21 protein-coding genes are annotated in these 26,599 nt (G+C 71.8%); 6 read left to right on the forward strand and 15 right to left on the reverse strand.

The annotated features are described in order from the left end of the window. Positions 1-241 precede the first annotated feature (241 nt). The 5 genes from OG214_RS17875 to OG214_RS17895 all read right to left on the reverse strand — a co-directional run bounded on the left by OG214_RS17875 (position 242) and on the right by OG214_RS17895 (position 4,758). Positions 242-1,300, reverse strand: coding sequence for an aspartate-semialdehyde dehydrogenase (locus OG214_RS17875; RefSeq protein ID WP_405985277.1), 1,059 nt, complete (start codon positions 1,298-1,300; stop codon positions 242-244). A gap of 169 nt (positions 1,301-1,469) precedes the next feature. Further along, positions 1,470-2,741, reverse strand: coding sequence for an aspartate kinase (locus tag OG214_RS17880; RefSeq protein ID WP_363081008.1), 1,272 nt, complete (start codon positions 2,739-2,741; stop codon positions 1,470-1,472). A 324-nt stretch (positions 2,742-3,065) separates the two neighbouring features. Then, positions 3,066-3,725, reverse strand: coding sequence for a DUF5063 domain-containing protein (locus tag OG214_RS17885; RefSeq protein ID WP_363081007.1), 660 nt, complete (start codon positions 3,723-3,725; stop codon positions 3,066-3,068). Continuing rightward, the gene (recR, locus tag OG214_RS17890; protein WP_405985278.1) at positions 3,718-4,317 is read right to left on the reverse strand and encodes a recombination mediator RecR; all 600 of its coding nucleotides are present in this window, start codon (positions 4,315-4,317) and stop codon (positions 3,718-3,720) included. The genes OG214_RS17885 and recR overlap by 8 nt, the downstream gene beginning before the upstream one ends. 84 nt (positions 4,318-4,401) lie before the next feature. Further along, a complete protein-coding gene (locus OG214_RS17895; protein WP_363081027.1) occupies positions 4,402-4,758 on the reverse strand; it encodes a YbaB/EbfC family nucleoid-associated protein in 357 nt (118 codons plus the stop codon). A gap of 369 nt (positions 4,759-5,127) precedes the next feature. Between OG214_RS17895 and OG214_RS17900 the strand changes: the two genes are divergently transcribed. Further along, the gene (locus OG214_RS17900; protein ID WP_363081006.1) at positions 5,128-5,934 is read left to right on the forward strand and encodes an SLATT domain-containing protein; all 807 of its coding nucleotides are present in this window, start codon (positions 5,128-5,130) and stop codon (positions 5,932-5,934) included. Positions 5,935-6,111: 177 nt separating this feature from the next. Here the strand turns inward: OG214_RS17900 and OG214_RS17905 are convergent, their stop codons facing one another. The 5 genes from OG214_RS17905 to OG214_RS17925 all read right to left on the reverse strand — a co-directional run bounded on the left by OG214_RS17905 (position 6,112) and on the right by OG214_RS17925 (position 13,395). Continuing rightward, positions 6,112-6,762 carry a hypothetical protein gene (locus OG214_RS17905; RefSeq protein WP_363081026.1) on the reverse strand — a complete coding sequence of 217 codons (651 nt, stop codon included), beginning with the start codon at positions 6,760-6,762 and terminating at the stop codon, positions 6,112-6,114. A gap of 238 nt (positions 6,763-7,000) precedes the next feature. After that, complete coding sequence (locus tag OG214_RS17910) at positions 7,001-9,718, reverse strand: dolichyl-phosphate beta-glucosyltransferase (RefSeq protein ID WP_405987540.1); 2,718 nt, start codon at positions 9,716-9,718, stop codon at positions 7,001-7,003. Positions 9,719-9,834: 116 nt separating this feature from the next. After that, entirely contained in the window at positions 9,835-10,518 is a 684-nt protein-coding gene (locus tag OG214_RS17915; RefSeq protein ID WP_405985279.1) for a GntR family transcriptional regulator, read from the reverse strand. 269 nt (positions 10,519-10,787) lie between these two features. Further along, positions 10,788-12,143, reverse strand: coding sequence for an aspartate aminotransferase family protein (locus OG214_RS17920; protein ID WP_363081004.1), 1,356 nt, complete (start codon positions 12,141-12,143; stop codon positions 10,788-10,790). Between the two features lie 292 nt (positions 12,144-12,435). Next, positions 12,436-13,395: a DJ-1/PfpI family protein gene (locus tag OG214_RS17925; protein WP_363081003.1), complete on the reverse strand. Its 960-nt coding sequence runs from the start codon at positions 13,393-13,395 to the stop codon at positions 12,436-12,438. Between the two features lie 328 nt (positions 13,396-13,723). Between OG214_RS17925 and OG214_RS17930 the strand changes: the two genes are divergently transcribed. Both OG214_RS17930 and OG214_RS17935 read left to right on the forward strand, forming a co-directional pair. After that, entirely contained in the window at positions 13,724-14,362 is a 639-nt protein-coding gene (locus OG214_RS17930; RefSeq protein ID WP_363081001.1) for an HD domain-containing protein, read from the forward strand. Between the two features lie 129 nt (positions 14,363-14,491). Then, positions 14,492-16,732 (forward strand): serine/threonine-protein kinase, encoded by a 2,241-nt coding sequence (locus tag OG214_RS17935; RefSeq protein ID WP_405985280.1) that lies wholly within the window; start codon positions 14,492-14,494, stop codon positions 16,730-16,732. Between the two features lie 110 nt (positions 16,733-16,842). Here OG214_RS17935 and OG214_RS17940 read toward each other — a convergent pair whose 3' ends face one another. After that, on the reverse strand, positions 16,843-18,126 hold the full coding sequence (locus OG214_RS17940; RefSeq protein ID WP_363085457.1) for an adenylosuccinate synthase: 1,284 nt from the start codon (positions 18,124-18,126) through the stop codon (positions 16,843-16,845). 232 nt (positions 18,127-18,358) lie between these two features. Here OG214_RS17940 and OG214_RS17945 point away from each other — a divergent pair, with 232 nt between their 5' ends. Then, positions 18,359-19,204, forward strand: a complete 846-nt coding sequence (locus OG214_RS17945; RefSeq protein WP_382854626.1) for a diacylglycerol kinase — start codon at positions 18,359-18,361, stop codon at positions 19,202-19,204. Between the two features lie 123 nt (positions 19,205-19,327). Here OG214_RS17945 and OG214_RS17950 read toward each other — a convergent pair whose 3' ends face one another. Beyond that, entirely contained in the window at positions 19,328-19,975 is a 648-nt protein-coding gene (locus OG214_RS17950; RefSeq protein ID WP_405985281.1) for a GbsR/MarR family transcriptional regulator, read from the reverse strand. Positions 19,976-20,097: 122 nt separating this feature from the next. Here OG214_RS17950 and OG214_RS17955 point away from each other — a divergent pair, with 122 nt between their 5' ends. Next, positions 20,098-21,129, forward strand: a complete 1,032-nt coding sequence (locus OG214_RS17955) for an ATP-binding cassette domain-containing protein (protein ID WP_405985282.1) — start codon at positions 20,098-20,100, stop codon at positions 21,127-21,129. Continuing rightward, complete coding sequence (locus OG214_RS17960; RefSeq protein WP_405985283.1) at positions 21,126-22,805, forward strand: ABC transporter permease; 1,680 nt, start codon at positions 21,126-21,128, stop codon at positions 22,803-22,805. Before OG214_RS17955 ends, OG214_RS17960 begins: the two co-directional genes overlap by 4 nt. A 236-nt stretch (positions 22,806-23,041) precedes the next feature. Here OG214_RS17960 and OG214_RS17965 read toward each other — a convergent pair whose 3' ends face one another. The 3 genes from OG214_RS17965 to OG214_RS17975 form a co-directional block, all read right to left on the reverse strand. Continuing rightward, positions 23,042-23,701, reverse strand: a complete 660-nt coding sequence (locus OG214_RS17965) for a response regulator transcription factor (protein ID WP_363084410.1) — start codon at positions 23,699-23,701, stop codon at positions 23,042-23,044. Further along, positions 23,698-25,098, reverse strand: a complete 1,401-nt coding sequence (locus tag OG214_RS17970; protein WP_405985284.1) for a histidine kinase — start codon at positions 25,096-25,098, stop codon at positions 23,698-23,700. Before OG214_RS17970 ends, OG214_RS17965 begins: the two co-directional genes overlap by 4 nt. A 493-nt stretch (positions 25,099-25,591) precedes the next feature. After that, on the reverse strand, positions 25,592-26,476 hold the full coding sequence (locus tag OG214_RS17975) for an alpha/beta hydrolase (protein WP_365903419.1): 885 nt from the start codon (positions 26,474-26,476) through the stop codon (positions 25,592-25,594). Positions 26,477-26,599: the final 123 nt, after the last annotated feature.

Consider the following 26,599-nt stretch of genomic DNA (forward strand, 5'->3'; position numbering starts at 1 on the left):
AATTCTCGCGACACCGCGAAGGGGTGACCGCAGAGACGCTTCCCGGCCGGTCGGCGGTTGCGGCGCTCTCGCAGGAAAGCGCGGGAAAGACGGACGGGCATCGTCGAACAAGACAACGTCCCAGCTCAAGCGGTGTGACCATGAACCTGACCACGGGACGTTCACAGATCCTACAAAGTTTTAGGGTTCAACGGCTTCTGGTTTTCGTCGACTTTTGAGCCACACCTGAGGATGTGGCGGGTTACGGCTTCGACAGTTCCAGGGCGATGGCCTCGGCGATCTGAGCGGTGTTGAGGGCCGCGCCCTTACGGAGATTGTCGCCGCAGACGAAAAGCTCCAGCGCCCGGGGGTCGTCCAGCGACCGCCGCACTCGCCCCACCCAGGTCGGATCCGTCCCCACCACATCCGCGGGCGTCGGGAAGTCGCCCGCCCCCGGGTTGTCGAACAGCACGACACCCGGTGAGGTCGCCAGGATCTCGTGCGCCCGGTCGACGGTGATCTCCTGCTCGAAGCGCGCGTGCACGGTGAGCGAGTGCGCCGTGATCACCGGCACATGGACACAGGTCGCCGTCACCCGCAGTCCGGGCAGGTCCAGGACCTTTCTGGTCTCGTCGCGTATCGCCATCTCGTCCGAGGACCAGCCGCCGTCCTGGGGCTCGCCGGACCAGGGCACCACATTGAGCGCCAGCGGGGCGGAGAAGGGGCCGGTGGTGTCGCCCACCGCGCGGCGCACATCGCCGGGGTGCGTGCCCAGTTCCGTACCGGCGACGAGGGAGAGCTGTTCACGCAGGGCGGTGATGCCGTCCTGGCCGGCGGCGCTGACCGCCTGGTACGAGGAGACCACCAGCTCCCGCAGACCGAACTCGGCGTGCAGGGCGCCCACCGTGACGATCATGGACAGCGTGGTGCAGGCAGGGCTCGCGACGATTCCGCGCGGACGGGACCGTACCGCGTGGGGATTGAGCTCGGGGACGACCAGCGGCACCTCCGGGTCCATCCGGAAGGCGGCCGAACTGTCCACGACGACAGCGCCCTTGGCCACGGCGACGGGGGCCCACCGGGCGGACACCTCGTCCGGTACGAGGAACACCGCGACGTCGACGCCTTCGAGAGCGTCCTCGGTGAGGCCGACGATCTCGGTCGGCTCGCCCCGCACGGAGAGCTTGCGGCCCTCCTTGCGCGGCGAGGCGATCAGGCGGATGTCGCCCCAGACGTCGGCGTGCTGGGAGAGGATCTGGAGCATGACGGCGCCGACGGCCCCGGTCGCACCCACGACCGCGAGCGTCGGCCGGCCGTTCATGGCGCGGCGCTCCCGCGCCTGCCCCCGACGTCGCCGTACGACCGGCCTGTGTGCGACTGGCCCGTGTACGACCGGCCCGTGTGCGACCGGCCCATGTACGACCGGTCCGTGTGCGGACGGCCTGCGCGGTGCGACCGGCCGGTGTGCGGCCGGTCCGTGTGCGGACGGCTCATCGTCCGGTGCCTCCGTAGACCACGGCCTCGTCGGAGTCGCTGTCGAGACCGAAGGCGGTGTGCACGGCCCGTACGGCCTCGATGACATCGTCCGCGCGGGTGACCACGGAGATCCGGATCTCGGAGGTCGAGATCAGCTCGATGTTCACGCCCGCGTCCGACAGCGCCTCGAAGAAACTCGCGGTGACGCCGGGATTGGTCTTCATACCCGCGCCGACGAGGGAGATCTTGGCGATCTGGTCGTCGTAGCGCAGCGAGTCGAACCCGATCGTCGACTTCGTCTTCTCCAGCGCGTCGATGGCCTTGCGGCCCTCGGTCTTCGGCAGCGTGAAGGAGATGTCGGTCAGTCCGGTCGCCGCGGCGGAGACGTTCTGGACGACCATGTCGATATTGATCTCGTTGTCGGCGATGGCTCGGAAGATCGTCGCGGCCTCGCCGGGCTTGTCGGGGACGCCGACGACCGTGATCTTCGCCTCGGAGGTGTCATGGGCGACACCGGAGATGATGGCCTGCTCCACCGTGCGGTCCCCTTGCGGCTCGTTGCTGACCCATGTGCCCTGAAGCCCCGAGAAGGAGGAACGGACATGGATCGGGATGTTGTAGCGGCGTGCGTACTCGACGCACCGGTGCAGCAGCACCTTGGAGCCGGAGCTGGCCAGCTCCAGCATGTCCTCGAAGGAGATCCACTCGATCTTCCGGGCCTTCGTCACGACCCGGGGGTCGGCGGTGAAGACACCGTCCACATCGGTGTAGATCTCACAGACCTCGGCGTCCAGTGCGGCGGCGAGCGCCACGGCGGTGGTGTCGGACCCGCCGCGCCCCAGGGTGGTGATGTCCTTCTTGTCCTGGGACACCCCCTGGAACCCCGCGACGATGGCGATGTTGCCCTCGTCCAGCGCGGTACGGATCCGGCCCGGCGTGACATCGATGATGCGCGCTTTGTTGTGGACCGAGTCGGTGATGACGCCCGCCTGGCTGCCGGTGAACGACTGGGCCTCGTGGCCCAGGTTTTTGATCGCCATCGCCAGCAGGGCCATGGAGATCCGCTCTCCGGCGGTCAGCAGCATGTCGAACTCACGCCCGGCAGGGATCGGGGATACCTGTCCGGCGAGATCGATCAGCTCGTCCGTCGTGTCGCCCATCGCCGAAACCACGACGACCACTTGATGGCCGTTCTTCTTGGCATCGACGATTCGCTTGGCGACCCGCTTGATGCCCTCGGCATCGGCTACGGAGGAGCCTCCGTACTTCTGCACGACAAGGCCCACGTGCGCTCCTCGCTCGGTCCATCACTACTGTCGGCTCAGTTTAACGAGCGACCGCACGACGACTCGGACATATCACATCGTGAGATGTCCCGCTCACTCAGTGATCATCGAACACCGGTCGCCGGTCGCTCGGTGAGGATGCATGCCCCCGATGTCTCACGGCACGCGGAAACGTGGCCCACGTCACGCGGGAGCGCGACACACACCCGGCCGATAGGCCGGTGGACCACGCGACGCACCCGGCCGATAGGCCGGTGGACCACGCGACGCGCACCGGGCCGACGGGCCGATGGACCACCTGCCGGTGGACCACCTGCCGGTGGACTACCTGACGGTGCGGAGGCCCAGGGGGCCCGCGATCTCCTCCGCCATCACTTTGCCCGCCTCCTCCGCGAGGGCGTCCTCGCCGAGGTCCTGGTCCGTGTCGAGGCCGTCGAGGGCCGGGAGGGGCTGGTCCAGGCGGACATGCGCGACCAGGGACTGGAGGGCGCGCAGGGTCGCGGACGCGGTGGAGCCCCAGCTGGAGAAGTACGAGAACTGCCACCACCACAGCGCCTCGGTCGTACGGCCCGCGCGGTAGTGCGCCATACCGTGGCGGAGGTCCGTGATCACCCCGGCGATGTCGTCGGAGATACGGGCCGCGACGGGCGCCTTGCGGGGCTCGTACGGGTCGAAGACCTCGGAGTACACATCGATCGGTTCGAGGATCACCGCGAAACGCTCGCGCAGCTCGTCGACGTCCGGTTCCGGGCCGAGGTCGGGCTCGTAGCGCTCCTCAGGGAGGATGTCCTCGTGTGCGCCCAGCCGGCCGCCGGCCAGGATGAGCTGGGAGAACTCCAGCAGCAGGAACGGTACGGCGCTGTCCGGCTCATCGCCCTTCGCCACTTCCGTGACGGCCACGATGAAGCTCTCGATCTGGTCGGCGATCTGGACCGCGAAGTCGTCCGGGTCCTGATGGGCGGCGTGCAGCGTTGCGTCAGACATCGAGAAGTCGTCTCCCCTCGAAGGCACGCCCGAGCGTGACCTCGTCGGCATATTCCAGGTCGCCCCCCACGGGCAGACCGCTGGCCAGGCGTGTGACCTTCAGGCCCATCGGCTTGATCATGCGGGCGAGGTACGTGGCCGTGGCCTCGCCCTCCAGATTGGGGTCGGTCGCCAGGATCAGTTCGGTGACCGTGCCGTCGGCGAGCCGGGCCAGCAGTTCGCGGATCCGCAGATCGTCGGGGCCGACACCCTCGATGGGGCTGATCGCGCCGCCGAGCACGTGGTACGTACCGCGGAACTCGCGGGTGCGCTCGATGGCGACGACGTCCTTCGGTTCCTCCACGGCGCAGATCACCGTCCGATCGCGGCGCGCGTCACGGCAGATCCCGCAGCGCTCCTCCTGGGCGACATTGCCGCACACGGCGCAGAACCGGACCTTGTCCTTGACCTCCAGCAGGGCATGGGCGAGGCGGCGGACATCGGTCGGCTCGGCCTGGAGGACATGGAAGGCGATCCGCTGCGCGCTCTTGGGCCCGACGCCGGGCAGCCTGCCCAGTTCGTCGATGAGGTCCTGAACGACGCCTTCGTACAACGGACTGCCTTCCCCTGCTGTGGTGAGTACGTACCGGCCGCGGGTACGGGCCCGGGTACGTACGCTAGTTGGTGTCGGGAGGTCTTAGAAGGGCAGGCCTGGCATACCGCCGAGACCCTGGGCGAGCGGACCGAGCTTCTGCTGCTGGAGCTGCTGCGCGTTCTCGTTCGCCGCGTGGACGGCGGCGATGACGAGATCCGCGAGGGTCTCCCCCAGTTCCTGCAAGGAAGACGCGGATTCGGGGTCGACGGCCTTCGGATCGATCACAAGACCGCGCAGTTCGCCCGAGCCGTTGACGGTCGCCCTGACCAGACCACCGCCCGACTGGCCGTCGACCTCGGTCGCCGCCAGCTCCTCCTGTGCCCGAGCGAGGTCCTGCTGCATCTTCTGGGCCTGCTGGAGCAGCTCTTGCATATTGGGCTGACCACCACCGGGAATCACGGTCACTCCTGGCATTCGACGACGATTTCCTCTGTAAGGCGAGCCTACGTGGTCACCGGGCAGCCCGCTCCACCCCACCGGAACGAACTCTTTCGAGTGAGAGCCCTGCGGCTCCTCCACCTGTTCAAGGCCCACACGTGGGGGTAAATACCGGGATTTCGGACACACAGCCCACCATTCGGCGGTAGGAATGCATGCGCGGAATCGCCCGCCGCCCGTCCGCCCACCGTCCGCCCACCGCCTGTCCGTCGCCTGTCCGTCGTCCGCCCGTCTTCGTACGCCGTCCGCCCGAGAACCGGGAAGCAGAACCGACCGATCGTCGACCGGCCGCCCACACAAAGTCACAGCAGACCGCAGAGGAGTGCCCAGGTGAGCCAGCCGGAGATGCAGCCCGGAGGCCCTGCCCGGGAGGAGGACGCCTCGTCCGGTGGTGCCGGGGGTGCCGGGGGTGCCGGTATTCCCGGTGGTGCCGGTGGTGCCGTGCCGCACGGCGGCGAGACCGAGGGCGATCTGGTCGGGGGGCCGTTCCCGCTCGGCGACTGGGGAGAGCCCGCGGAACGGCTCGACGAGCTCTACCGCTGGGTCGAGACCGGCGCGCTGCGCACCGTCGACTGGTATCTGAGCACCCGGTTACGGAAACGGCGCGCCGCCCGTGTCCTGCGGGGCGCGACGGCCCTCGGCGTGACCGCGGGCGCCGCCCTGCCGCTGCTGGACCTCACCGGGGCGCTGGCGGGGGCGGCGGGCTGGGGCTATGTCTCGCTGCTGCTGGGCGCCGCCTGTCTGGCGTGCGACCGGTACTTCGGGCTGACGTCCGGCTGGATGCGCGCGGTCGCGACCGCGCAGGGGGTCCAGCGCAGACTCCAGACGCTCCAGTTCGACTGGGCCTCGGAGTGTGTACGGGAGGTCCTGGGGCCGACCGAGGGCACCGCGAGCGAGGCCGCGGAACGCTGTCTGGCGGTGCTGCGGCGGTTCACGGAGGACGTGACCGAGCTGGTACGGGCCGAGACGGCGGACTGGATGATCGAGTTCCGCTCGGGTCCCGCGCCGCTGGTGATGCAGTCGATGCCGATGGGCGGGGTACGGGGGGAGGGTTCCGTACCGCCCCCCGGGCGCTTTCCCCTGCCCCCGGGCACCCGGCCGAACATGCCGAGGCAGCGACCGCCGGAACCGCGGTAGCGCCCGCCGCCCGGATGGGCGATGGCGCCTACCGGGGACAGTAGGGCCAGGTGCAGTGGAGCCATGGGCAGTGGGGCCGGGGGCAGTGAAGCCGGAGGCAGTGGGGCCGGGGGCAGTAGGGCCGGGGACAGTGGGGCCGGCGTGGATCTCGCCGGCCCCGCCCACATCGGCCGTTCGTCAACTGAAGATGATCATTGAACCCTGGCCCAGACTTCTGGTCGCCGCGGCGTGCAGGCCCAGCCAGACATGGCGCTCCCTGGCGAACGGGCCGTCGTCGTAAGGGATCGAGGTCGCCGGTTCCTCCAAGGACGTGGGGCGCTCCGGCGGGGCGGGGGCGGACGGGGGGTTGGCCGGGTCGATACCGATCGCCGGGGCGACGATCTCCAGTTCACGCAGCAGACCCTGCGTGGAGCCCAGCGGGCCGCCGCCCGCGAGGAGTTCCTCGTTCGAGAGGGGCGCGTCGTAGTCCACCGGGACATACGCGCCCGCGTGGTCGTAGTGCCAGACGAGATGCGACTGCTGGGCCGTCGACTCGAACATCTCCAGCAACTGCTCGTAGTCACCGCCCAGTTCACCGACCGGCGTGACGGCCAGGCCGCAGAGCTGGAGCAGATACGCGCGCCGCAGGAAGTGCAGCGCGTCGTAGTCGAAGCCGGCGACCGGGGCGACATCCCCCGAGAGGCCGGGCATATAGGCGAAGACGGGAACGGACGGCAGCCCGGCGTCGCCGAGCGCCTTGTCGTATACGGCGATCTCTTCGGCGAAGGGATTGTCGGGGCTGTGGCACAGCACATCGACGAGGGGGACCAACCACAGGTCACAGGCCAAGGGAGGCTCGCTCTCCAACGGGTCGTACGCGTGCGCGCGATGGTCGGGACAGCGTAATGCGACGGGCACGTCCAGCGAAGGGCCCCGGTCGGCCCTCCCTCACGCGTCCCTGCCGACGGAGACCCCCGGTACGGGGCGGGGCACGGGCCGATGACAGGGCGTCAGGCCGATTCGAAGCCGTTCGCCTCGGTCCTCGCGCCCGCCGTCCGACACCCGTCCTGTCCGTGTCGCGCGGCCATCATCCGGTACTGACCGCTCCCGCTCCCCCGGTGGGCGGCAGATCCCAGATCCAGACCCCGCCGATCCGCTTCCCCGGCCGCCCCAGCAGCTTCTCCACCGTCTCGTAGAGCGCCGCGTCGTTGGCCTGGGGCGCGAGCACCACGACCCCCGCGTGCCAGAAGGCGAGGTCGAAGCGCGCCTGTGCCCGCCAGTTGGCCCCGATCACCGGGGCCTGGCCGCTGTAGCGGACATCGCGCAGCAGATTCGAGGTGTAGCGGGCGGGGGCGCCGTAGATGCCCGTACGGTTCTCGCCCCAGGGCCCGTTGAAGTAGCCCCCGGGCACCGAGAAGCCGAGGCCCGTCGCGGACTGCCAGTGCAGCGCCTCCGCGTTGCCGGGGTCGGGCAGGGGTACGGGTACGACGGTCTCGCCCTCGGAGACGTACGCGCGGTACATCCCGTCGGCGATGAACTGCGGGACGTCCGGACGGTCCCGTACCGGCAGCGCCGTCGGGACGATCGGGATCAGCGCCGCGGCCACCGCCGCGAGGCCGACGAGCCGGTGTCTGCGCCATCGGGCCCCGGCCCGGTCGCCCGGCCCCGGACCCGGTACCGCCTCCGAGCCCGCGCCCGCGTCCGTCCCCGCGCCTACGTCCGCGCCCACGCCCGCGTGCGCCCCCGCGTCCTCGTCCGCCTCCGCCCTGCGGACCGCCAGCCGGTCCGCCGCCAGCGCCACCAGCGCGCCCAGCGCCGGCGCGCAGATCATCGCCACCCTCGACTCGATCACCGACTCGAAGAGCGGCTGATGGGCCAGCGCCCGCCAGGGGCCGGTCAGCACGATGTCCGTGAAGGGGATACGGACCTTCGGCCCCAGGGAGAGCAGCGCCGCCGCCACCGCCGTGAACGCCAGTGCCCTGACCACGGCCAGCCGCCACAGCCACACCACGATCCCGAAGGCCAGGGCGATCAGCGGCCAGCCGTAGAAGGCGTTCTGCTCGGTACGGTTCATCGCGAGCGCGTCGGCGGTCGTCTCGTCACCGAACAGCGCGCGCCCGGAGAACTCCAGGAAGGCGAGCGGACTGTTGCCCGCGTTGTCGCCGTGCAGAACGCTGTGGTAGCTCTGCGGGCCGAAGAACTGCCAGTACAACGGGAACGCCAGCAGCGGCAGACAGACCTGCAACGCGTATCCCAGGCCCAGCAGCAGGGGCCGCAGCGCCGCGCGCGCCACCTCGCGCCGCACGACGGCGTACGCCAGCGCGAAGAGCAGCATGCCCATCACGGCGAGCAGCAGCGGTTCCTCACCGAGGAAGATCTGATACGTGACGAAGAGCCCCAGCAGCGCGCCGTCCCGCAGGACACGGCGCCCTTCGGCCTCCTCGTTGTCGTCGTCCCTGGCCACGCACAGCCGCAGCGCCCGGTCGATGATCACCGGAATCATGAAGAGGACAAGGAAGTTCGGGTGCGCGTTGGCGTGCGACATCATCGGGGGCGCGAACGCGGCGAGCGCCGCGCCGAGCGCCGCCGCCCGGCGGTCCCGGACGAGCCGGCGCGCGAACAGCCGGTACCAGGAGACGGCCGTGGCCGTCAGACCGAGGGTGAGGACCAGCGCCCAGGTGACCGTGGGACCGAAGGCGAGCGTGACGGGTGTGAGCGGGACGGAGAGCCCGAGCATGACGGTGTTCGCCATCAGGTTCACACCGTCGGGAAAGTTCTGGAGCGTCGTGAACAGCGGGTTGCGCAGATGGACGACATTGTCGGCGGTGACCCGGAAGAACCACTCCCACTGGTTCTGGTCCGACCCCGCGTCGGCGAGATAGGCGTGGTCGAGATCGGCCCACAGGCCCTTGTAGAGGAAGAGGGAGGCGAGCAGGAACAGCCCGGCGACGGCGAGATCCGTACGGCGGTGCCCGCGCGCCCCGCGGCCCCCGCGGACTCCCCCCTCGCGGCCGTCCGCCCGGCCGTCCGGGTGGCCGTCCGGGTGGCCGTCCGCCCGGGTCTCCTTCCGGCGCTGTGACGCCCGGTCGCCCGCCCGTTCCCCCGCCCTGAGCCGGGCCAGCTCCAGCAGGACCTTGCCGTAGTCCAGCGGCCGTACCTTCGAGCCCGGCTGGTGCGCCCAGCGCACGGGCACCTCGGTCACCGGCCAGCCGGCGCGCCGGAAGTGGCGCAGTATCTCGACGTCGATGCTCCAGCCGTCCAGCCGGGAACCGGCGAAGGCGGCCCGCGCCCGCTCGCCGTCGAAGAGCTTGAAACCGCACTGGGTGTCGCTGATGCCGTCGACCGCGACCACCCGTATCAGCCGGTTGCCGAGCCGGCCCAGCCACTCGCGCAGCGCGAGCTGGCGGACCTCGATGCTCGCGTCCGGATGGGCGCGCGAGCCGATCGCCGCGCCGTCGCCGTCGGCCGTGAGCTGCTTGTCGAGCCGGTCCAGTTCATCGATGGGGGTGGCGAGATCGGCGTCGGTGACCAGGACGCGCCGGCCGTACGAGGCCAGTACGCCCAGCCGCAGGGCATGGCCCTTGCCGTGGTTGCCGTCGCTCCGCAGCAGCTGGATACGCGGCTCGTGGGCGGCGGCCTCGGCGGCGATCGCGGCCGTGCCGTCCGTGGAACCGTCGTCGACGACGATCAGCTCCCACTCGCCCCAGCGGTCGGGATCGGCGCGGAGATGGGCGCGGATGGCGTCGAGGGTGGGGCCCAGCCGCGCCTCCTCGTTGTACGCCGGTACGACAACGCTCAGCGCCACGCTCCCCGCGCCCGCGCCGTCACCGACGCCCGCTGCCGCCGGCGCGTCCGCCCCGGCCGCGCGTGCCCCGGCCGCGCGTGCCCCGGGCGTACCGTCCGCGCGTCCCCCGTCCCCACTCACCGCCGCGAACTCTCCAGTCTGTCGGCCCACTTGAGCGCGTGGTCGTCGTACTCCGCGATCACGGCGCGCGCCGCCGCGGCGTCGCCCAGGGCGAGCGCGTCGACGAGCTGTTCATGCCCGTTCCACAGCCACTTCCCGCCCTCGCCCTCGTCCCGGAGGAAGGGCACCGCGAACACCCATGTCTGTACCCGCAGCCGGTGCAGGAAATCGGCGACATAGCGATTGGCGACCAGCGCGCACAGCTCACGCCAGAACCGCAGGTCGTAGCCGATGAGGACGTTCAGATCCCCGCCCCTGGCCGCACGCGCGGCCTCCTCGGCCCGGCGCCGTACGGACACCAGCTCCGCGCTCTGCGCCTTGAAGGCCGGCAGTTCGCCCGCAGACCTGTGGAAGACGCTGTCCACGATGAGCGAGCGCGCCTCGACCATGCCGCGGAAGTCGTCGATCGAGAACTGATGGACGCGGAAACCGCGGTGCTGGTCCGAGTCCAGCAGATCCTGCGCGGAGAGATCGACCAGCGCCTCCCTGACGGGGGTGGCGGAGACTCCGTACTGCTCGGCGATCTGCTTGACGGTGAACTCCTGCCCCGGCAGTAAACGCCCTGCCAGCACTTCGTCACGCAGCGCGTCCGCGATCTGCTGCCGCAAGGTACTGCGGGTCACGGCTCCGCTGGCGGGCATGGTTCGTCCCCTCATCCGGCTCCCGACACCTTAAGCCAGGGGGTGCCGGAGGGCGGGGTGGGACGGGTGTGGTGTGGCCGACTCCGACCGGCTCCGACCCGCTGCGACCCGCTCCGACCGGCTCCGCAGGCCCGGCGGGTCTGCCCAGGGCCCGGCGGGTCTGCCCAGGGCCCGGCGGGTCTGCACCGGGCCCGGCGGGTCTGCACCGGGCCCGGCGGGTCTGCACCGGGCCCGGCCGGGCCGGGTCTGCACCGGGCCCGGCCGGGTCTCTACACCGTGTACTCGTCCGCGACCGTCAGCGCCAGGTCCAGGACCGCCAGCCCCTCCTTCGCCTCGGCCTCGGTGATGTTGCAGGCGGGGACCGCGTGCGTACGGTTCATGTTCACGAAGGGCCACAGACCGTTCGCCTTGCAGGCCGCGGCGAAGGCGGCCATGGGCGCGTTCGCCGCGCCCGTCGCGTTGTACGGCACGAGCGGCTCCCTGGTCTCCCTGTCCCTGACCAGGTCGAGGGCCCAGAAGACACCGGTACCGCGCACCTCGCCCACCGAGGGGTGCCGGGCCGCCAGCTCGCGCAGCCCGGGGCCGAGGACCGTCTCACCGATACGGGCCGCGTGCTCCACGACCTTCTCGTCCTCCATCACCCGGATGGTGGCGACGGCGGCTGCGCAGGCCAGCGGATGGCCGGAATAGGTCAGCCCGCCGGGGTAGGGGCGGGTCGCGAAGGTCTCCGCGACGGCCGCGGAGACGGCCACACCGCCGAGCGGGACATAGCCCGAGTTGACGCCCTTGGCGAAGGTCAGCAGGTCGGGTACGACATCGAAGTGGTCGGCGGCGAACCACGCGCCCGTACGCCCGAAGCCCGCCATCACCTCGTCGAGCACGAAGACGATGCCGTGCCGGTCGCAGATCTCCCGTACGCCCGCGAGATAGCCGGGCGGCGGCACCATCACACCGGCCGTGCCCGGGACGGTCTCCAGGATGACCGCGGCGATGGTGGCCGGGCCCTCGAAGGCGATGGCCGATTCGAGATGCTCCAGCGCGCGGGCGCACTCCTCGGCCTCCGTCGAGGCGTAGAAGGCCGAGCGGTAGAGGAACGGCGCGTGAAAGCGGACGACACCGGACGAGCCGGTGTCGGACGGCCAGCGGCGCGGATCGCCGGTGAGATTGATCGCGGTGGAGGTGGCGCCGTGGTACGAGCGGTAGGCGGAGAGCACCTTGGGGCGGCCGGTGTGCAGCCGGGCCATCCGGATGGCGTTCTCGACGGCCTCGGCGCCCCCGTTGGTGAAGAAGATCTTGTCGAGATCACCGGGGGTGCGCTCGGCGATGAGACGCGCGGCCTCGGAGCGGACGTCCACGGCGAAGGCGGGCGCGAAGGTGGCGAGACGCCCGGCCTGCTCCTGGATCGCGGCGACGACGGCGGGGTGCTGATAGCCGATGTTGGTGAAGACGAGACCGCTGGTGAAGTCGAGATAGCGGTGGCCGTCGTAGTCCCAGAAGTACGAGCCCTCGGCGCCGGCGACGGCCAGCGGATCGATCAGGTCCTGGGCGGACCAGGAGTGGAACACGTGCGCGCGGTCCGCGGCCTTCACGGCAGCGCCCGTCGTCGGGTCGGCATGGGGGATCATGCGGGCCAGGGTAGAGAGCGCCAGGCCGGGGCCGGTATGGCCAAGGTGTATGGACTGAGCGGCTCGGATCGGCATGGTGTCGGGCGCCCGTGGCCCAGGACGGCACGCCGGGCGGGTGCACAACGGTCACGCGCCGCGCACCGGTCATCCGTCCGGGCCGGTCATCCGCCGCGCACCGGTCATCCGTCGGGGCCGGTCATCCGCCGCGCACCGGTGATCCGCCGGGGCCGGTCACCCGTCGGGACCGGTCACCCGCCGCGCACCGGTCCGGTCGGTCATCCGCCGGGACCGGTCACCGCGTCCCGGCCGTCGTGCGGAACCGCGCCCGGTACGTCGACGGGGTCACGCCGAGATGGCGCAGAAAGACCCGCCGCAGTGACTCGTCGCTGCCGAGGCCGCTGCGCCGGGCCGACCCCGTCACCGTCTCCCCCGCCTCCAGCAGCGCCTTCGCCGCCTCCAGCCGTACGGACTCGACATACACCGCCGGGGTGCTGCCGATCTGTTCGTTGAAGAGCCGGGTCAGATGGCGCGCGCTCATCCCGCCGCGCCGGGCCAGCGCGGGCAGTGAGTGGTCGGCCGCCGGATCCGCCGCGATCTCGCTCAGCAGTCCGCGCAGCGCGTCGTGCCGGGGACTCGGCGTACGGGCGGCGACCGAGAACTGTGACTGCCCGCCCGGCCTGCGCAGGAACACCACCAGATCGCGGGCGACCTCCCTGGCCAGATCCGCGCCCTCGTCGTCCTCCACCAGCGCCAGGGCCAGATCGATGCCCGCGGTGACCCCGGCTGAGGTGTACGTACGGCCGTCCCGTACGAAGATCGCGTCCGGCTCGACGGTCACGGCCGGAAAGCGCCGGGCCAGCGTGGCCGCGTGCCGCCAGTGGGTGGTCGCCCGCCGGCCGTCCAGCAGCCCGGCGGCCGCCAGCGCGAAGGCCCCGGTGCAGACGGACGCGGTCCGCGAGGACCGGTCGGCGAGTGCGCAGACCGCGTCGAGCAGCCCGGCCGGCGGAGGCAGCGGGAGCGGCAGTTCGTCCGAGCCCGGGACGACCAGCGTATGGGCGCCGCCCGCCCCGGCCACCGCCATGTCCGCGGAGAGCCGGGTGCCGGTGGAGGTGATCACCGGTCCGCCGTCGGCCGAGCAGACCGCCGTGCTGTACGCGCCGCCGAGCCCCGCCGCCGTACCGAACACCTCCAGCGGCGCGGCGACATCCATCAGCCGGACGCCGTCGTAGACGAACACGACGATTTCTTTCACGACGGTTTCCTTCCGTTCCCCGTACCGCGCGACATTCCGTGTGAGATCCCGTGTGACATTCCGTTCCTGGTGCCGCATGACATCGACGGTAGTCCGGATCCATGGCCGGATGTGTGGGATGTACGTCCATGGAGACATGGCACCGGCGGGGCGGCCGGGGCGACAGTGGAATCAGGGCCCGGTATCGAACCCTGGCATCGGGCCCCGGCGCCGGGGTGGCCCGCGCCCCCGGGCTCCCCGGTCCCTTCGCGGGCCTCACGGCCCGTGGAGCACCCCCGGTCCCTTCGCGGGCCTCACGGCCCGTGGCCCCTCCCGAAAGGAATCCGTCATGACCGAGCGCATCGCCGACATCGAGATCCCCGACAGCGGCCTCGTCAAGGAGGCGACCGAGCTGGTACGGGACATCGAGAGCCCCCTGCTGTACGACCACTCCCGCCGGGTCTTCCTCTTCGGCTCCCTCCAGGGCCGGCGGCGAGGTCTGTCGTACGACCCCGAACTGCTCTACATCGGCGCGATGTTCCACGACCTCGGTCTCACCGAGGGCTACCGCGGCTCGCGGCAGCGCTTCGAGATCGACGGCGCCGACGCGGCCCGTGACTTCCTGCTCGACCACGGGCTGCCTGCGGAGAGCGCGCGGCTCATCTGGACCGCGATCGCCCTGCACACGACACCGGAGGTCCCGGCGCACCTGGAGCCCGAGGTGGCGCTGGTGACGGCGGGCGTCGAGTTCGACGTGCTGGGGATGGGTCTCGACGCCGTGCCGGAGGCCGTCAGGGACGCGGTCGTCGCCGCGCATCCGCGGCCCGACTTCAAGCGGCGGATCCTGCGGGCGTTCACGGAGGGGTTCCAGCACCGGCCCGACTCGACCTTCGGCACGATGAACGCGGATGTGCTGGCACGCTTCTCCCCGGGGTTCGTACGGACGGACTTCGTGGACGTGATCGAGAACTCCGCCTGGCCGGAGTGAACCGACCCCCGCGTACGCGGTGAAACGGCGTTCGAGATAGTCGGGATACTCGACAACTCCGCCCGTCTCATGCGAGATGATCCTGGGCGGGGTACCGCACGTCGCACGTACGGGAGGGGCCGCGCGGCCATGGAGAAGCTCGTAGCAGAAGATCCGCAGCACATCGGCGCCTACCGCCTGCTCGCCCGGCTGGGCGCGGGCGGTATGGGCCGGGTCTATCTGGCGCGCTCCGACCGCGGCCGTACGGTCGCGGTGAAACTCGTACGGCGGGAGCTGGCCGAACAGAAGCAGTTCCGCGACCGGTTCCGGCAGGAGGTGGCCGCGGCGCGGCGGGTCGGCGGCGCGTGGACGGCGCCCGTGCTCGACGCGGACACCGAGGCGCCGGTGCCCTGGCTCGCCACCGGTTATGTGGCGGGGCCGAGCCTTCAGACCGTCGTGTCCGGTGGTCACGGTCCCCTCCCGGAGCGTTCCGTACGGATACTCGCCTCGGGTCTCGCGCACGCGCTCCAGGACATCCACGCCGCGGGTCTCATCCACCGCGATCTCAAGCCGTCGAACGTACTGGTGACGATCGACGGGCCGCGTGTCATCGACTTCGGCATAGCCCGTGCGCTGGAGACCGTCACCGAGGAGGGTCTGACCCGGACGGGCGCGCTGGTGGGGTCCCCCGGGTTCATGGCGCCGGAACAGGTGCGCGGCGACCGGGTGACGGCGGCGTGCGACGTGTTCTGTCTGGGCTCGGTGCTGGCGTACGCGGCGACGGGGCGGCTGCCGTTCGGCGCGGCGGACAGCGGAGTGCACGCGCTGATGTACCGGATCGCGCAGGAGGCTCCGGACCTGTCGGGGCTGTCCCAGGATCTGGCGGTGCTGGTGCACGCCTGTCTCCAGAAGGAACCGGCCGCACGGCCGACCACCAAGGACATCCTGGCCCGGGTGGGCGAGGCGGCGGACGCGGGGGCGGGTCCCGGCGGGGAACCATGGCTGCCGGGCGGACTGCTCGCGCGACTGGGCCAGCACGCGGTGCGGCTGCTGGAGTACGAGGACCCGACGGGACGGATACGGACACCGGGGCAGGACGAGATCGCCGCACCGGCCGCGGAAGCACCGGTGCCGGTACCGGCGCGAGCAAAGGCGGAGTCGCGGGCGGAGGCGGAAGCACAAGCTCCCGGCCTCGCGCAGGCGGCGGCAGCGGTGCCCGCGCCGGCACAGGCGGCAGCGGCACCTGAACGAGTACCAGTACCCGGACAAGCACAAGCACCCGCGGAAGCACCGGCCGAACAGCGGGAACAGCAGGAACAGCACCAGAGGCAGCAGCAGAAACAGCAGCGGCCTCCGGCGCCGCAGCCGGCCCTTCCCGTACCGGCGGCCCGCGCCCTCCCTGCGGCGACCGGCACGACGGCACCACCGGCGACGCCCACCCAGGCAGCGCCCACCCAGGTAGCGCCCACGCCCACAGCGCCCGCGCCGGGTGCGGCTCCGGGCACCGCGCCCCTGCCGGTTCTCGTACAGCACGCACCGGCGGCGCCCGCCGCGCCCGTCCCGGTCCGGGGACCGCAGGCCCAGCCACAGCCGCAACCGCAACCGCAGCCTCAACCCGCGGGGCCCCAGCCGGGGTTCGGACCGACCCCGCCGTACGGGCCGACCCCGCCGCCCTACGGCGCGCCTCCCGCGTACGGCCGGCCCGGCCCGCCCTCTCCGTACGGCGCCGCCACGCCCCCCGCGCAGGTCACGCCCTTCGGTCACACCCCGCCGTACGGTCCCGCCCCGGTGCCGCCGCAGCAGCAGCGCCCCAAGCGCAATCCACGGGGCACCGCCGCCCTGATCGCGGTGGCGTTGATCGTCGCGATCGCCGCGGGCGGCTCGGTGTACGCGCTCATGAACGGCGGCGGTACACAGGAGGACGGACAGGCGCGGGTGAGCGGCTCCGCCGACCCGAAGCCGCCGGTGGACGCCACTCCGCGGCCGTCCCCGTCCGACAGCGCCTCACCCACGGACGGGGCGGCGGAGGGCGCGGTGCCCGAGGAGTATCTCGGCACCTGGACCGGCGGGCTGGACACCGCCGCGGGCTACAGCACCCGCCGGCTCGTCATCCAGCAGGGCGAGGTCGGCGAAACGGTCCTCTCCCTGACGGCGGACGGCCCGGCCCAGGAGGGCGGCGGCTACCGCTGTGTCTTCGAGGCGCCGCTCGCCTCGGCCCCCGACCCCGACCCGGACGCCCCGCTCCGTATCGGCCCCTCCAAGGTGACCGAGGGCGAACCCATGTCGGCCTGCACCCCGGGGAATCCGACGGAGCTGACGATCCTGCCGGACGGCAGCCTGCGCCGGGAGTCGGCGGGCGGGGAGTCACTGACCTACACCAAGGGCGACTGACCAGGCCCCCCGGCCGCACCGACCGGCCGGGGGCGGGCAATCGCCGCCCCCGGCCGCCGCCCCCGGCCTTCAACACCGGCCGCCACTCCCGGCCGTCACCACCGGCCGTCCTACAGGAACGAGTTGATCTCGATCGTCTCCGTACGCCCCGGACCCACACCGATCGCCGAGATCGGCGCGCCCGACATCTCCTCCAGCGCCTTCACATACGCCTGCGCGTTCTTCGGCAGGTCGGAGAAGCTCTTCGCCTTGCTGATGTCCTCGGACCAGCCCGGCAGATACTCGTACACCGGCTTCGCGTGATGGAAGTCCGTCTGGCTGTACGGGAGTTCCTCGACACGCCTGCCGTCGATCTCGTACGCCACACAGACCGGGATCCGCTCCCAGCCCGTGAGCACGTCCAGCTTGGTGAGGAAGAAGTCCGTCAGACCGTTGACCCTGGTCGCGTACCGCGAGATCACCGCGTCGAACCAGCCGCAGCGCCGGTCGCGCCCCGTCGTCACACCGCGCTCGCCGCCGATACGGCGCAGCGCCTCGCCGTCCGCGTCGAACAGCTCGGTCGGGAACGGTCCGGCCCCCACGCGCGTCGTATAGGCCTTGAGGATGCCGATGACCCTGCTGATCTTCGTCGGCCCCACGCCCGAGCCCGTACAGGCCCCGCCCGCCGTCGGGTTGGACGAGGTGACGAAGGGATACGTACCGTGGTCGACGTCCAGGAGCGTGCCCTGCCCGCCCTCGAAGAGGACGACCTTGCCCTCGTCGATGGCGTTGTTGAGCACCAGGGTAGTGTCGGAGACGTACGGCTTGAGCTGCTCCGCGTAGGTCAGCAGTTCCTCGACGATCTTGCCGGACTCGATGGCTCGCCGGTTGTAGAGCTTGGCGAGGATCTGGTTCTTGAAGTCGAGGGCCGCGTCGACCTTCTGGATCAGGATCGACTCGTCGTAGAGATCCTGGACCCGGATACCGACCCGGTTGATCTTGTCGGCGTAGGTCGGCCCGATGCCCCGGCCCGTCGTCCCGATCTTCCGCGAACCGAGGAACCGTTCCGTCACCTTGTCCATGGTGGTGTGGTACGAGGTGATCAGATGAGCGTTACCGCTGATCAGCAGCTTGGACGTGTCGACACCACGCTCGTTGAGCCCGCTCAGCTCGGAGAGCAGGACGGCGGGGTCGACGACCACTCCGTTGCCGATCACCGGGATACATCCCGGGGAGAGGATCCCGGAAGGGAGGAGATGCAGTGCGTACTTCTGGTCGCCCACGACGACCGTGTGGCCGGCGTTGTTGCCGCCCTGATAGCGCACGACATAGTCCACGGATCCACCGAGCAGGTCGGTGGCCTTTCCCTTGCCTTCGTCACCCCACTGAGCACCGAGCAGCACAAGTGCGGGCACAGGCGTACACCCCTTCCGGGCGGGGCATGTCCAAGGTCGGGGGCCGCGCACGCCGTCCATGTGGCTCACGTATGCCGTAAGACCCACAAGACCCACGTATGCCGTAAGACTTCGCACGACGTTGTACGAGTCGGCCCTGACCGTCGAACCGGTGCCCCGGAATAGACGAAGCCCCTGGCGCAATAGCGCAAGGGGCTCTTGCACAAAGATGCTACCCGAAGGAAGGACCGAGCTGTTGGCTCCAGAGCCCGCGGAGAGCGGCGCGCAGCAGCTTCTGGTGGTCATCGACCCGGTCGCCAGCCGGACCGACGGCGAATCGGTGCGAATCGCGAAGGACGTGCTCAGCGCGGGTGCCTCGGTGAAGTTCTGCTTCCCCGACGGTCCCGAGGAGTTCGCGCGGGCGCTGGCCAGACGGAACGGCAGACGGCCCGTGGTGATCGGCGACGACCGCGCGCTGCTGCGTACGGTCTCCCTGCTCCACCGGGAGCGGGAGCTGGCCTCGGGGGCGCTCTCGCTGGTGCCGGTGGGGGTCTCCGTGGAGCTGGCGCACTCGCTGGGTGTACCGACGGGCGCGGTCGCGGCGGCGCGCGCCGTGCTGGACGGGGTGGTGCGCCGTCTCGATCTGCTGGTCGACGACAGCGACGGCGTGGTGCTGGGGGATCTCCGTATCCCGGCCCTGCCGGCCCTGCCCACGGCGGGCGGGGCGCTGGTGGCCGCGTCGGTGTGGCACGCCTGCCGGTCGCTGGTGCGTACGTTGGTACGACCGGCTCCGCACGCCCTCGGGGGCCAGGCCCACCGGCTGCGGGTCGAGGCGGACGGCGTTGTGCTGAACGATCTGGACGAGCCGGTCGAGGGTGTGACGGTGCGCTCGCGCGGCGGCCGGGCCGAGGTGGTGATCCGTACGTACGCGTCACCCGAGCCGGTCACGGCGAGCGCGCTCTCGGTGACGGTCTCGGGCGCGGACTTCCGCTATCGCGCGGACGCGCGGGTGACGGGGCCGGTGCGGACACGGACATGGACGCTGCGGCCGGGCGCGTGGGAGCTGACCCTGCCGAGCTCGGCGCCGCTGAGGCCGTAGGCGCGAGCACCGCTCCGACCGTAGGACCGTGGGCGCGCGCGGACCGTAGGCGCGCGCGACAGCGGAAGTCCGCGCCTCGCCTTCCGCCGTCAGGCATCGTTCGCCGTCAGGCGTCTTCCGCCGTCAGGCGTCTTCCGGCCGTCGTGAGGCGTTGCCCGGATTCGGCGTCAGCGTCTCCCGGTGCTCCTTCCAGCGGTCCAGCAGGGACAGCAGTTCCTTCTGGAGGAATTCGAAGAAGGCCACGGTCTCCGCGACCCGCGCGCCCGCCGGGGTGTCCCTGCCGAGCGACTCCACGCCCTCGCGCAGGGCCTGCTCCCAGCGGGTCAGCACCGAGTCCCGCTGGGTGAGGCTGGCGTACCAGATCTGGTTGTGCAGCCGGTAGCGGTCACGGCGCGAACCCGGGTCGCGCTCCCTGCTGACCATGCTGACCTGGGTCAGATAGCGGACCGCCCCGGACACCGCGGCGGGGCTGATGCTCAGCCGCTCGCTCAGCTCGGCGGAGGTCATGCTCGCGTCGTCCGAGGCGAGCAGGGCCGCGAACACCCGGGACGCCGTGCGCTGCATCCCGGCCTCGGTCATCTCGGCCGCGAAGCGCTCGACGAAGCGGGACACGGCCTGCTCGTCGCGCCGCGGACCGCTCTCCGGCCGCGCGTCGCCGCTCTCGCCGCCCGCACCGCTCTCGCCGCCCGCAGCGCCCGCACCGGTCTCCCGGCCCTCACGGCCTCCCCGGTCCTCACGGCTCTCGCGGCTCTCACGGCTCTCGCTGCTCATCGCCCCATCGTCTCCCGTGCTCGGCGCCCGCCCCGGCGCTCCCGATTCTCCCGATCTTAACGTGACCCTTTTTACGCTTCCTTAACTTCACAAGTTTCTGAAAGTAGCGTACTTTCCGAAGCATGACGAAGGCAATCAGCGTCGCCGGACTGCACAAGTCGTTCGGCCGCACGCATGCGCTGGACGGCCTCGACCTGGCCGTCGAGACCGGTGAGGTCCATGGCTTCCTCGGTCCCAACGGGGCGGGCAAGTCCACCGCCATCCGGGTCCTGCTCGGGCTGCTGCGGCCCGACTCGGGCGCGGCGCGGCTCCTGGGCCGCGACCCGTGGCAGGACGCGGTCGAACTGCACCGGCGCGTGGCCTACGTACCCGGCGATGTCACGCTGTGGCGGAACCTCTCGGGCGGAGAGGTCATCGACCTGTACGGGCGGCTGCGCGGCGGGCTCGACCCGGCGCGGCGGGCCGAGCTGATCGAGCGCTTCGAGCTCGACCCCACCAAGAAGGGGCGTACGTACTCCAAGGGCAACCGCCAGAAGGTCGCGCTCGTCGCCGCGTTCGCCTCCGACGTGGATCTGCTGATCCTCGACGAGCCGACCTCCGGACTCGACCCGCTGATGGAGGAGGTCTTCCAGAGCTGCGTCGAGGAGGAGCGCGAGCGGGGCACGACCGTGCTTCTCTCCAGCCATGTGCTGAGCGAGGTCGAGGCGCTCTGCGACCGGGTGAGCATCATCCGGAAGGGCGTGACGGTCGAGTCGGGTTCGCTCTCCGAGCTGCGCCATCTGACCCGTACGAGCGTGAGCGCGGAACTCGTCGGCGCGCCCGGCGGACTGGCCCGGCTCCCCGGCGTCCACGGCCTGGACGTCCAGGGGCACCGGGTCAGGCTCCAGGTCGACACCGATCGGCTGGACGCGGTGCTGCGCTCGCTCTCCGAGTCCGGTATCCGCTCGCTGACCAGCACACCGCCCACGCTGGAGGAGCTGTTCCTGCGTCACTACGCGGCGGACGGCCCCGACGGCCCCGGCACCGGCCCCGGCCCCGACGCGGCCGGCACCAACGGCACCGACGTCGACGGGACGTCCGGCACTCCCACCACTTCCAGTACTTCCGGCACTTCCACCACCTCCGGTGAGACCGACGCGGCGGTGCCGCGATGACCGCCACCGCCGTCGCCGTACCGGTGACCCGTGCCAGCGGCTCCCGGCAACTCGCGGGCACCGGCGCGCTGTTGAGGCTCGCGCTGCGCCGCGACCGGATCATGATCCCGGTCTGGGTGCTCGTCATCGGCGGTTCCTTCATGTCCGTCGCACAGTCCTTCTCCGCGCTGTACGACACCGCCGCCGAGCGGGCCGACGTCGCACGGTCCATGACCACCAACAGTTCGGTGCGCGCCCTCTACGGCCCTGTCTTCAGCGACTCCCTCGGCGGGCTCACGAGCTGGCGCATGGTCGGCTTCGGGGCCGCGCTCGCCGCCGTGATGAGCCTGGTCGTCGTCGTACGGCACACCCGCGAGGAGGAGGAGACCGGCTGTCAGGAGATGCTCTCCTCGGCGATGGTCGGCCGCCGGGCACCGCTGACCGCCGCCCTGCTCACGGCGCTGACCGCCAATGCCGCGCTGGCCCTGGTGATCACCGCGGTGGTCGCCAACTACGCCAGGACCACGGACGGGACGGGAGGCGGTCCCGGGGGCGGTCCCGGCGCCGGGGGCGGCGACGGGCAGTTCGCCGGCGCGCTGGCGCTCGGTCTCGCCACCGCGGCCGTCGGCATGCTCTTCGCCTGCACCGCCGCCATCGCCGCGCAGATCACCGAGAACGCGCGTCTCGCGAAGGGGATGACGGCCGGGGTCATCGGCGCCGCCTATGTGCTCAAGGCCGCGGGCGACGCCGCGGGCGACTCCGGCTCCTCCGTCCTGACCTGGCTCTCCCCGCTCGGCTGGGCCGAGAACGTCCGCGCGTTCGCCGACGAGCGGTGGTGGGTGCTGCTGATCCCGCTCGGCTCGATCGCCGTGCAGGCCGTCATCGCGTACACGCTCGCGGGCCGGCGCGACATCGGGATGAGCTTCCTGCCCGCCCGGCCCGGACCGGCGCACGGCGGGCTCGGCACGGCGGGCGCGCTCGCGTGGCGGCTCCAGCGCGGCGGTGTCCTCGGCTGGGGAGCCGGTTTTCTGCTCGCCGGGCTCATCTTCGGGTCCATCACCGGCGGCGCCGCGGAACTGGTCGGTGACAACGAGCAGGCCAGGGAGATCTTCGAGCGCATGGGCGGCCGACAGGGGCTGACCGACTCGTTCCTCGCCGCGATGACCGGCATGCTCGGCATGGTCGCGGCGCTGTACGTGGTCTCCTCGGTGCTCCGGCTGTACGGCGAGGAGACCGGCGGGCGCGCGGAACCGGTGCTGGCGGGTCCGGTCGGCAGGCTGCGCTGGGCGGCGGGCCATCTGCTGATCGCCTTCGGCGGAGCCGTCCTGATCATGCTCCTGGGCGGTCTCGGCCTGTCCCTCGGATACGGCCAGGACCTGCCGGGAATCCTCGGCGCCTCGCTCGTACAGATTCCCGCGATCTGGGTGCTGGGCGCGCTGGTGGTCCTGCTGTACGGCGTCTTCCCCCGGGCGGCCGTGGCAGGCTGGGCGGTCGCGGGGCTCGCCCTGGCCCTGGGCTGGCTCGGCCCGGCGCTCGATCTCCCGCGGTGGGCGATGAACCTGTCGCCGTTCGGCCATCTGCCCAAGCTCCCGGGCGCGGAGATGACCTGGCCCCCGGTCCTCGTACTGACCGCGGTCGCGGCGGCACTGACGGCGGCGGGCCTGGCGGGCCTGCGGCGCAGGGACCTGCTGACCTGAGCGACGTGATAGGCCCGGCCCGCTCTGTCCACAGCCTGTGGACAGAGCGGGGGCCGCCGCGCGATGCGCGCGGTACTCGCCGCCTCGGCCCGGCGCCGCCCCGGCCCAGTGCCGCCTCGCCCAACGCCATCCGGTCCGGCTTCCGGCCTCACCTCCGCCCGGAGGCTCACCTCCGCCCAAAGGTTCACCTCGGCCCGGAGGCTCGCCCCGGCTCGGGGGCTCGCCCCGGCTCGGGCTCATCCCGGGGTGACCAGCCGCGCCTCGTACGCGAACACCGCCGCCTGCGTGCGGTCCCGCAGTCCCAGCTTCACCAGGATGCGGCTGACATGGGTCTTGATCGTGGACTCCGCCACCACGAGGTGCTCGGCGATCTCCGCGTTGGACAGACCCTGGGCGATCAGGACCAGCACCTCCGTCTCGCGCTCCGTGAGATCCCCGATCCGGGCCATCGCGGGCGCCCTCGGGGCCTCCGCCAGCTTGGAGAACTCCGTGATCAGCCGCCGGGTCACGGTCGGCGCGAGCAGCGCCTCGCCCGAGGCCACGACCCGTACGCCGTCGGCGAGCTGCCGCGCGGACGCGTCCTTGAGCAGAAAGCCCGAGGCCCCGGCGCGCAGGGCCTGGTACACGTACTCGTCCAGGTCGAAGGTGGTCAGCACCAGCACCTTCGCGTCGGCGTCCGCCGTGACGATCTCACGGGTCGCCTCGATGCCGTTCAGCTCCGGCATACGGATGTCCATCAGCACGACGTCGGGGCGCAGGGCCGCGACCTGGGAGACCGCCTCGCGGCCGTTCACGGCCTCGCCCACGACCTCGATGTCCGGCATCGCGTTCAGCAGCACCGAGAAGCCCTCACGGACCATCACCTGGTCGTCGACGATCAGAACCCGGATCGTCATGCCGCTTCCCCGTCCCGCTCCGAGGCCCGCTTCCCGTCGCGCTTTCCGTCGCGCTTCACGTCGCGCTTCACGTCGCGTGTCCCGTCGCGCTTTCCGTCCCGCTCCGCGTCCCGTTCGCCGTCCCGCTCGACTGCCACCGGGATGAAGGCCGCGACCTCGTAGCCGCCGTCCTCGGTGAGGTCCGCGGTCATCTCGCCGTTCAGCATGGACACCCGCTCCCGCATCCCGGTGATGCCGTGCCCGGCGCCGGGCGACGGCTTGACCAGGCCCCGTGGCGCGGTGTTCACGATCCGCAGACCGAGACCGCCGAGCACATAGGCGATCTCGACCGTCGCGGTCGACCCCGGCGCGTGCCGGAGCGCGTTGCTCAGCGCCTCCTGCACGATGCGGTACGCCGACAGCTCCACGCCCTGCGGCAGCTCGCGCACCGCCCCGGTGACCGTCTTCTCCACGGTCAGACCGGCGTCCCTGACGTTTCCGAGCAGCCCGTCGAGATCGGCGAGGGTGGGCTGCGGGGCGTCGGGAGCCTGGTAGTCCTCGGCCCGTACGACCCCGAGCACGCGGCGCAGCTCGGTCAGCGCGGCCACGGCGTTCTCCCGGATCGTGACAAAGGCCTGCTCCAGCTCGGGCGGCGGATTCTCCACCCGGTACGGGGCCGCCTCGGCCTGGATCGCGACCACCGACATATGGTGCGCGACCACGTCGTGCAGCTCACGGGCGATGGTGGTGCGCTCCTCCAGGAGCGTGCGCCGGTCTCGTTCGACGGCGGTGACGCTCTGCTGCGCTGCGACCTCCTGCTCCGCCTCCCGGCGGACATGCAGCATGCTCACGGTGAGCAGGACGAGCGCGGAGACGAAGAGCATGGGCGCGGCGTTGGAGCCGCCGTTCCCGTACCGGTCGAGGAAGACGGAACCGAACAGCGAGTACGCCGCCGTGACCACCCACATCCACCCGGCGACACGCGGCCGGGTACGGGCCGCCACCACCGTCATCACCAGGAGATAGCCCGCGAAGCCGCTGGGGGTCCAGGGCAGATGGCCGAAGCTGAGGACGCTCAGCACGGCGGACAGCCCCAGGGCCAGCCACCAGGCGCCGACCGGCCTGACCAGCGTCAGCACGACCGGCACCACCGGCAGGAGCTCGCGCAGGGAGCCGTCGACGAAGCCGATGAAGGCGACGAACAGGGCACCCGCCACGACCACGGCGTGCGGGGTCCAGACCGCGCGCTCACGTATCCGGCCCGGCAGCCGGCGGGTGATCGGGCCGTCCGTCCGCATGGGTGCCAGCGGGCGGTAGGCGAAGGCATCGTGGAAGAGGTCCTGGCGCAGGCTGCTGAACGCTCCCTCGGCCAGACGGAACTCGGGGCTCCGGGTCTTCCCGGTATCTGTCTCGGTCACGTTGCCACGGTAGGGGCAGGGGCGGAGGGGGTCGTCACCACGGAAGCGGATCCTTTTCCGTCCGTCGCAGGTACTACACGCTCCCACCGGCCGTGGAGCGGCGAACCGCGACCCGCGTTGTGCGACGCCTCACGCGCGGGACGACACGGGCGCGGGCGCGGGAGGCAGGCGCGGGCGCGGGAGGCAGGCGCGGGGCGCAGGGGGGCGGCGCAGGCGGGCGCAGGGGCGCCCTGGCCCGTGACACGCGCACCCGGCCCACGCGGCTCGGGACCGCCCGCGGCCGGACCGGGCCGCCGCATCGGTCGGTCGCGCCGGTCGGCTGCCCGTACGGGACGCGCCGCGCGCCGCCGTACCGCGCGAGGCGCGTCGCCGGTACGCGGCCGGGGCAGGTCCGGCGGGCGCGACAGAGCGGTGGAGCAGTGAAGCGGTGGACGCTACGGGCGCGGAAGCGCGCTCCCGGCGTGCACGCCGGGCCCACGCGCTCCCGCCGCTCTCACCACGCGAGCTGGGCGATCTCCTCCGCCACCACCGCGCACGCGTCCGCCGTCGGGTCGATCAGCGGGAAATGGCCGACGTCCTCCAGCAGCGTCAGCCCGACCGTCTCGCCCGCCCTGGCCGCCGCGGCCACGTACTCCTCGGCGACGGCGTAGGGCACGGTGAGGTCCGTACGGCCCTGCACCACGGCGGTCGCGATCCCCGTCGGCAGCAGCGCCGCCGGATCCGCGCTCTCCCTGCGGCGCTTGAACTCCTCCTCGCCGCCGAGCAGTTGATGGATCGCCCCGCCGCACACATCCAGTTCCACGGCCCGCACCAGATCCGCGATCGGCGCCAGCGCGACGACTCCGCGCAGCGGCGGCGGTTCCGGCAGCCGCCAGGGCGAGCCCTCGGGCAGCACATGACGGGCCGACGCCCAGAGCGCGAGATGGCCTCCCGCCGAGTGCCCGGTGACCACCGTCCGCCGGGCGTCCGCCTGCGGGAGGGCCTCCGCGGCGAGCGCGGGCAGCGCGTCCATCGCCGCGGCCACGTCGTCGAAGGTCTCCGGCCACCGTCCCGCGACCGGGGCGCCGGCGTCCTGCCGCGGAATCGCGGGACCCCGCCGGTACTCGACATTGGCGACGGCGAAGCCCCGGCGGGCCAGGAAGTCCGCGAACGGGGTGAGGTGCCCGCGGTCGTACGGCGCCCGCCACGCGCCGCCGTGCAGGACGACGACGAGCGGCACCCGCTCCTGGTTGGCCCGGGGAGCGTAGAAGTCGATCACCTGATCAGGGTGGTCGCCGTACGCGGCGCTGGCATCGGGCCGGACGACCGGATGGGCGAAGACCGACTCGGTCTCTGCGGCGTCACGCGCGACGGCATCGTGCGCGGCGGGGTCCGGCATCTTGCGCCAACCTTTCGGTACGGGGGCCGAATTGACCTGATCAGCGGGGACGGTATCAGCCCTGGAGGGGGTCGATCACACCCCGAGTCCCGGTGCGGGTCCCGCCCCGGCCCCCGCACCGGT

The organism is Streptomyces sp. NBC_00872 (assembly GCF_045161915.1).
Taxonomy (GTDB): domain Bacteria; phylum Actinomycetota; class Actinomycetes; order Streptomycetales; family Streptomycetaceae; genus Streptomyces.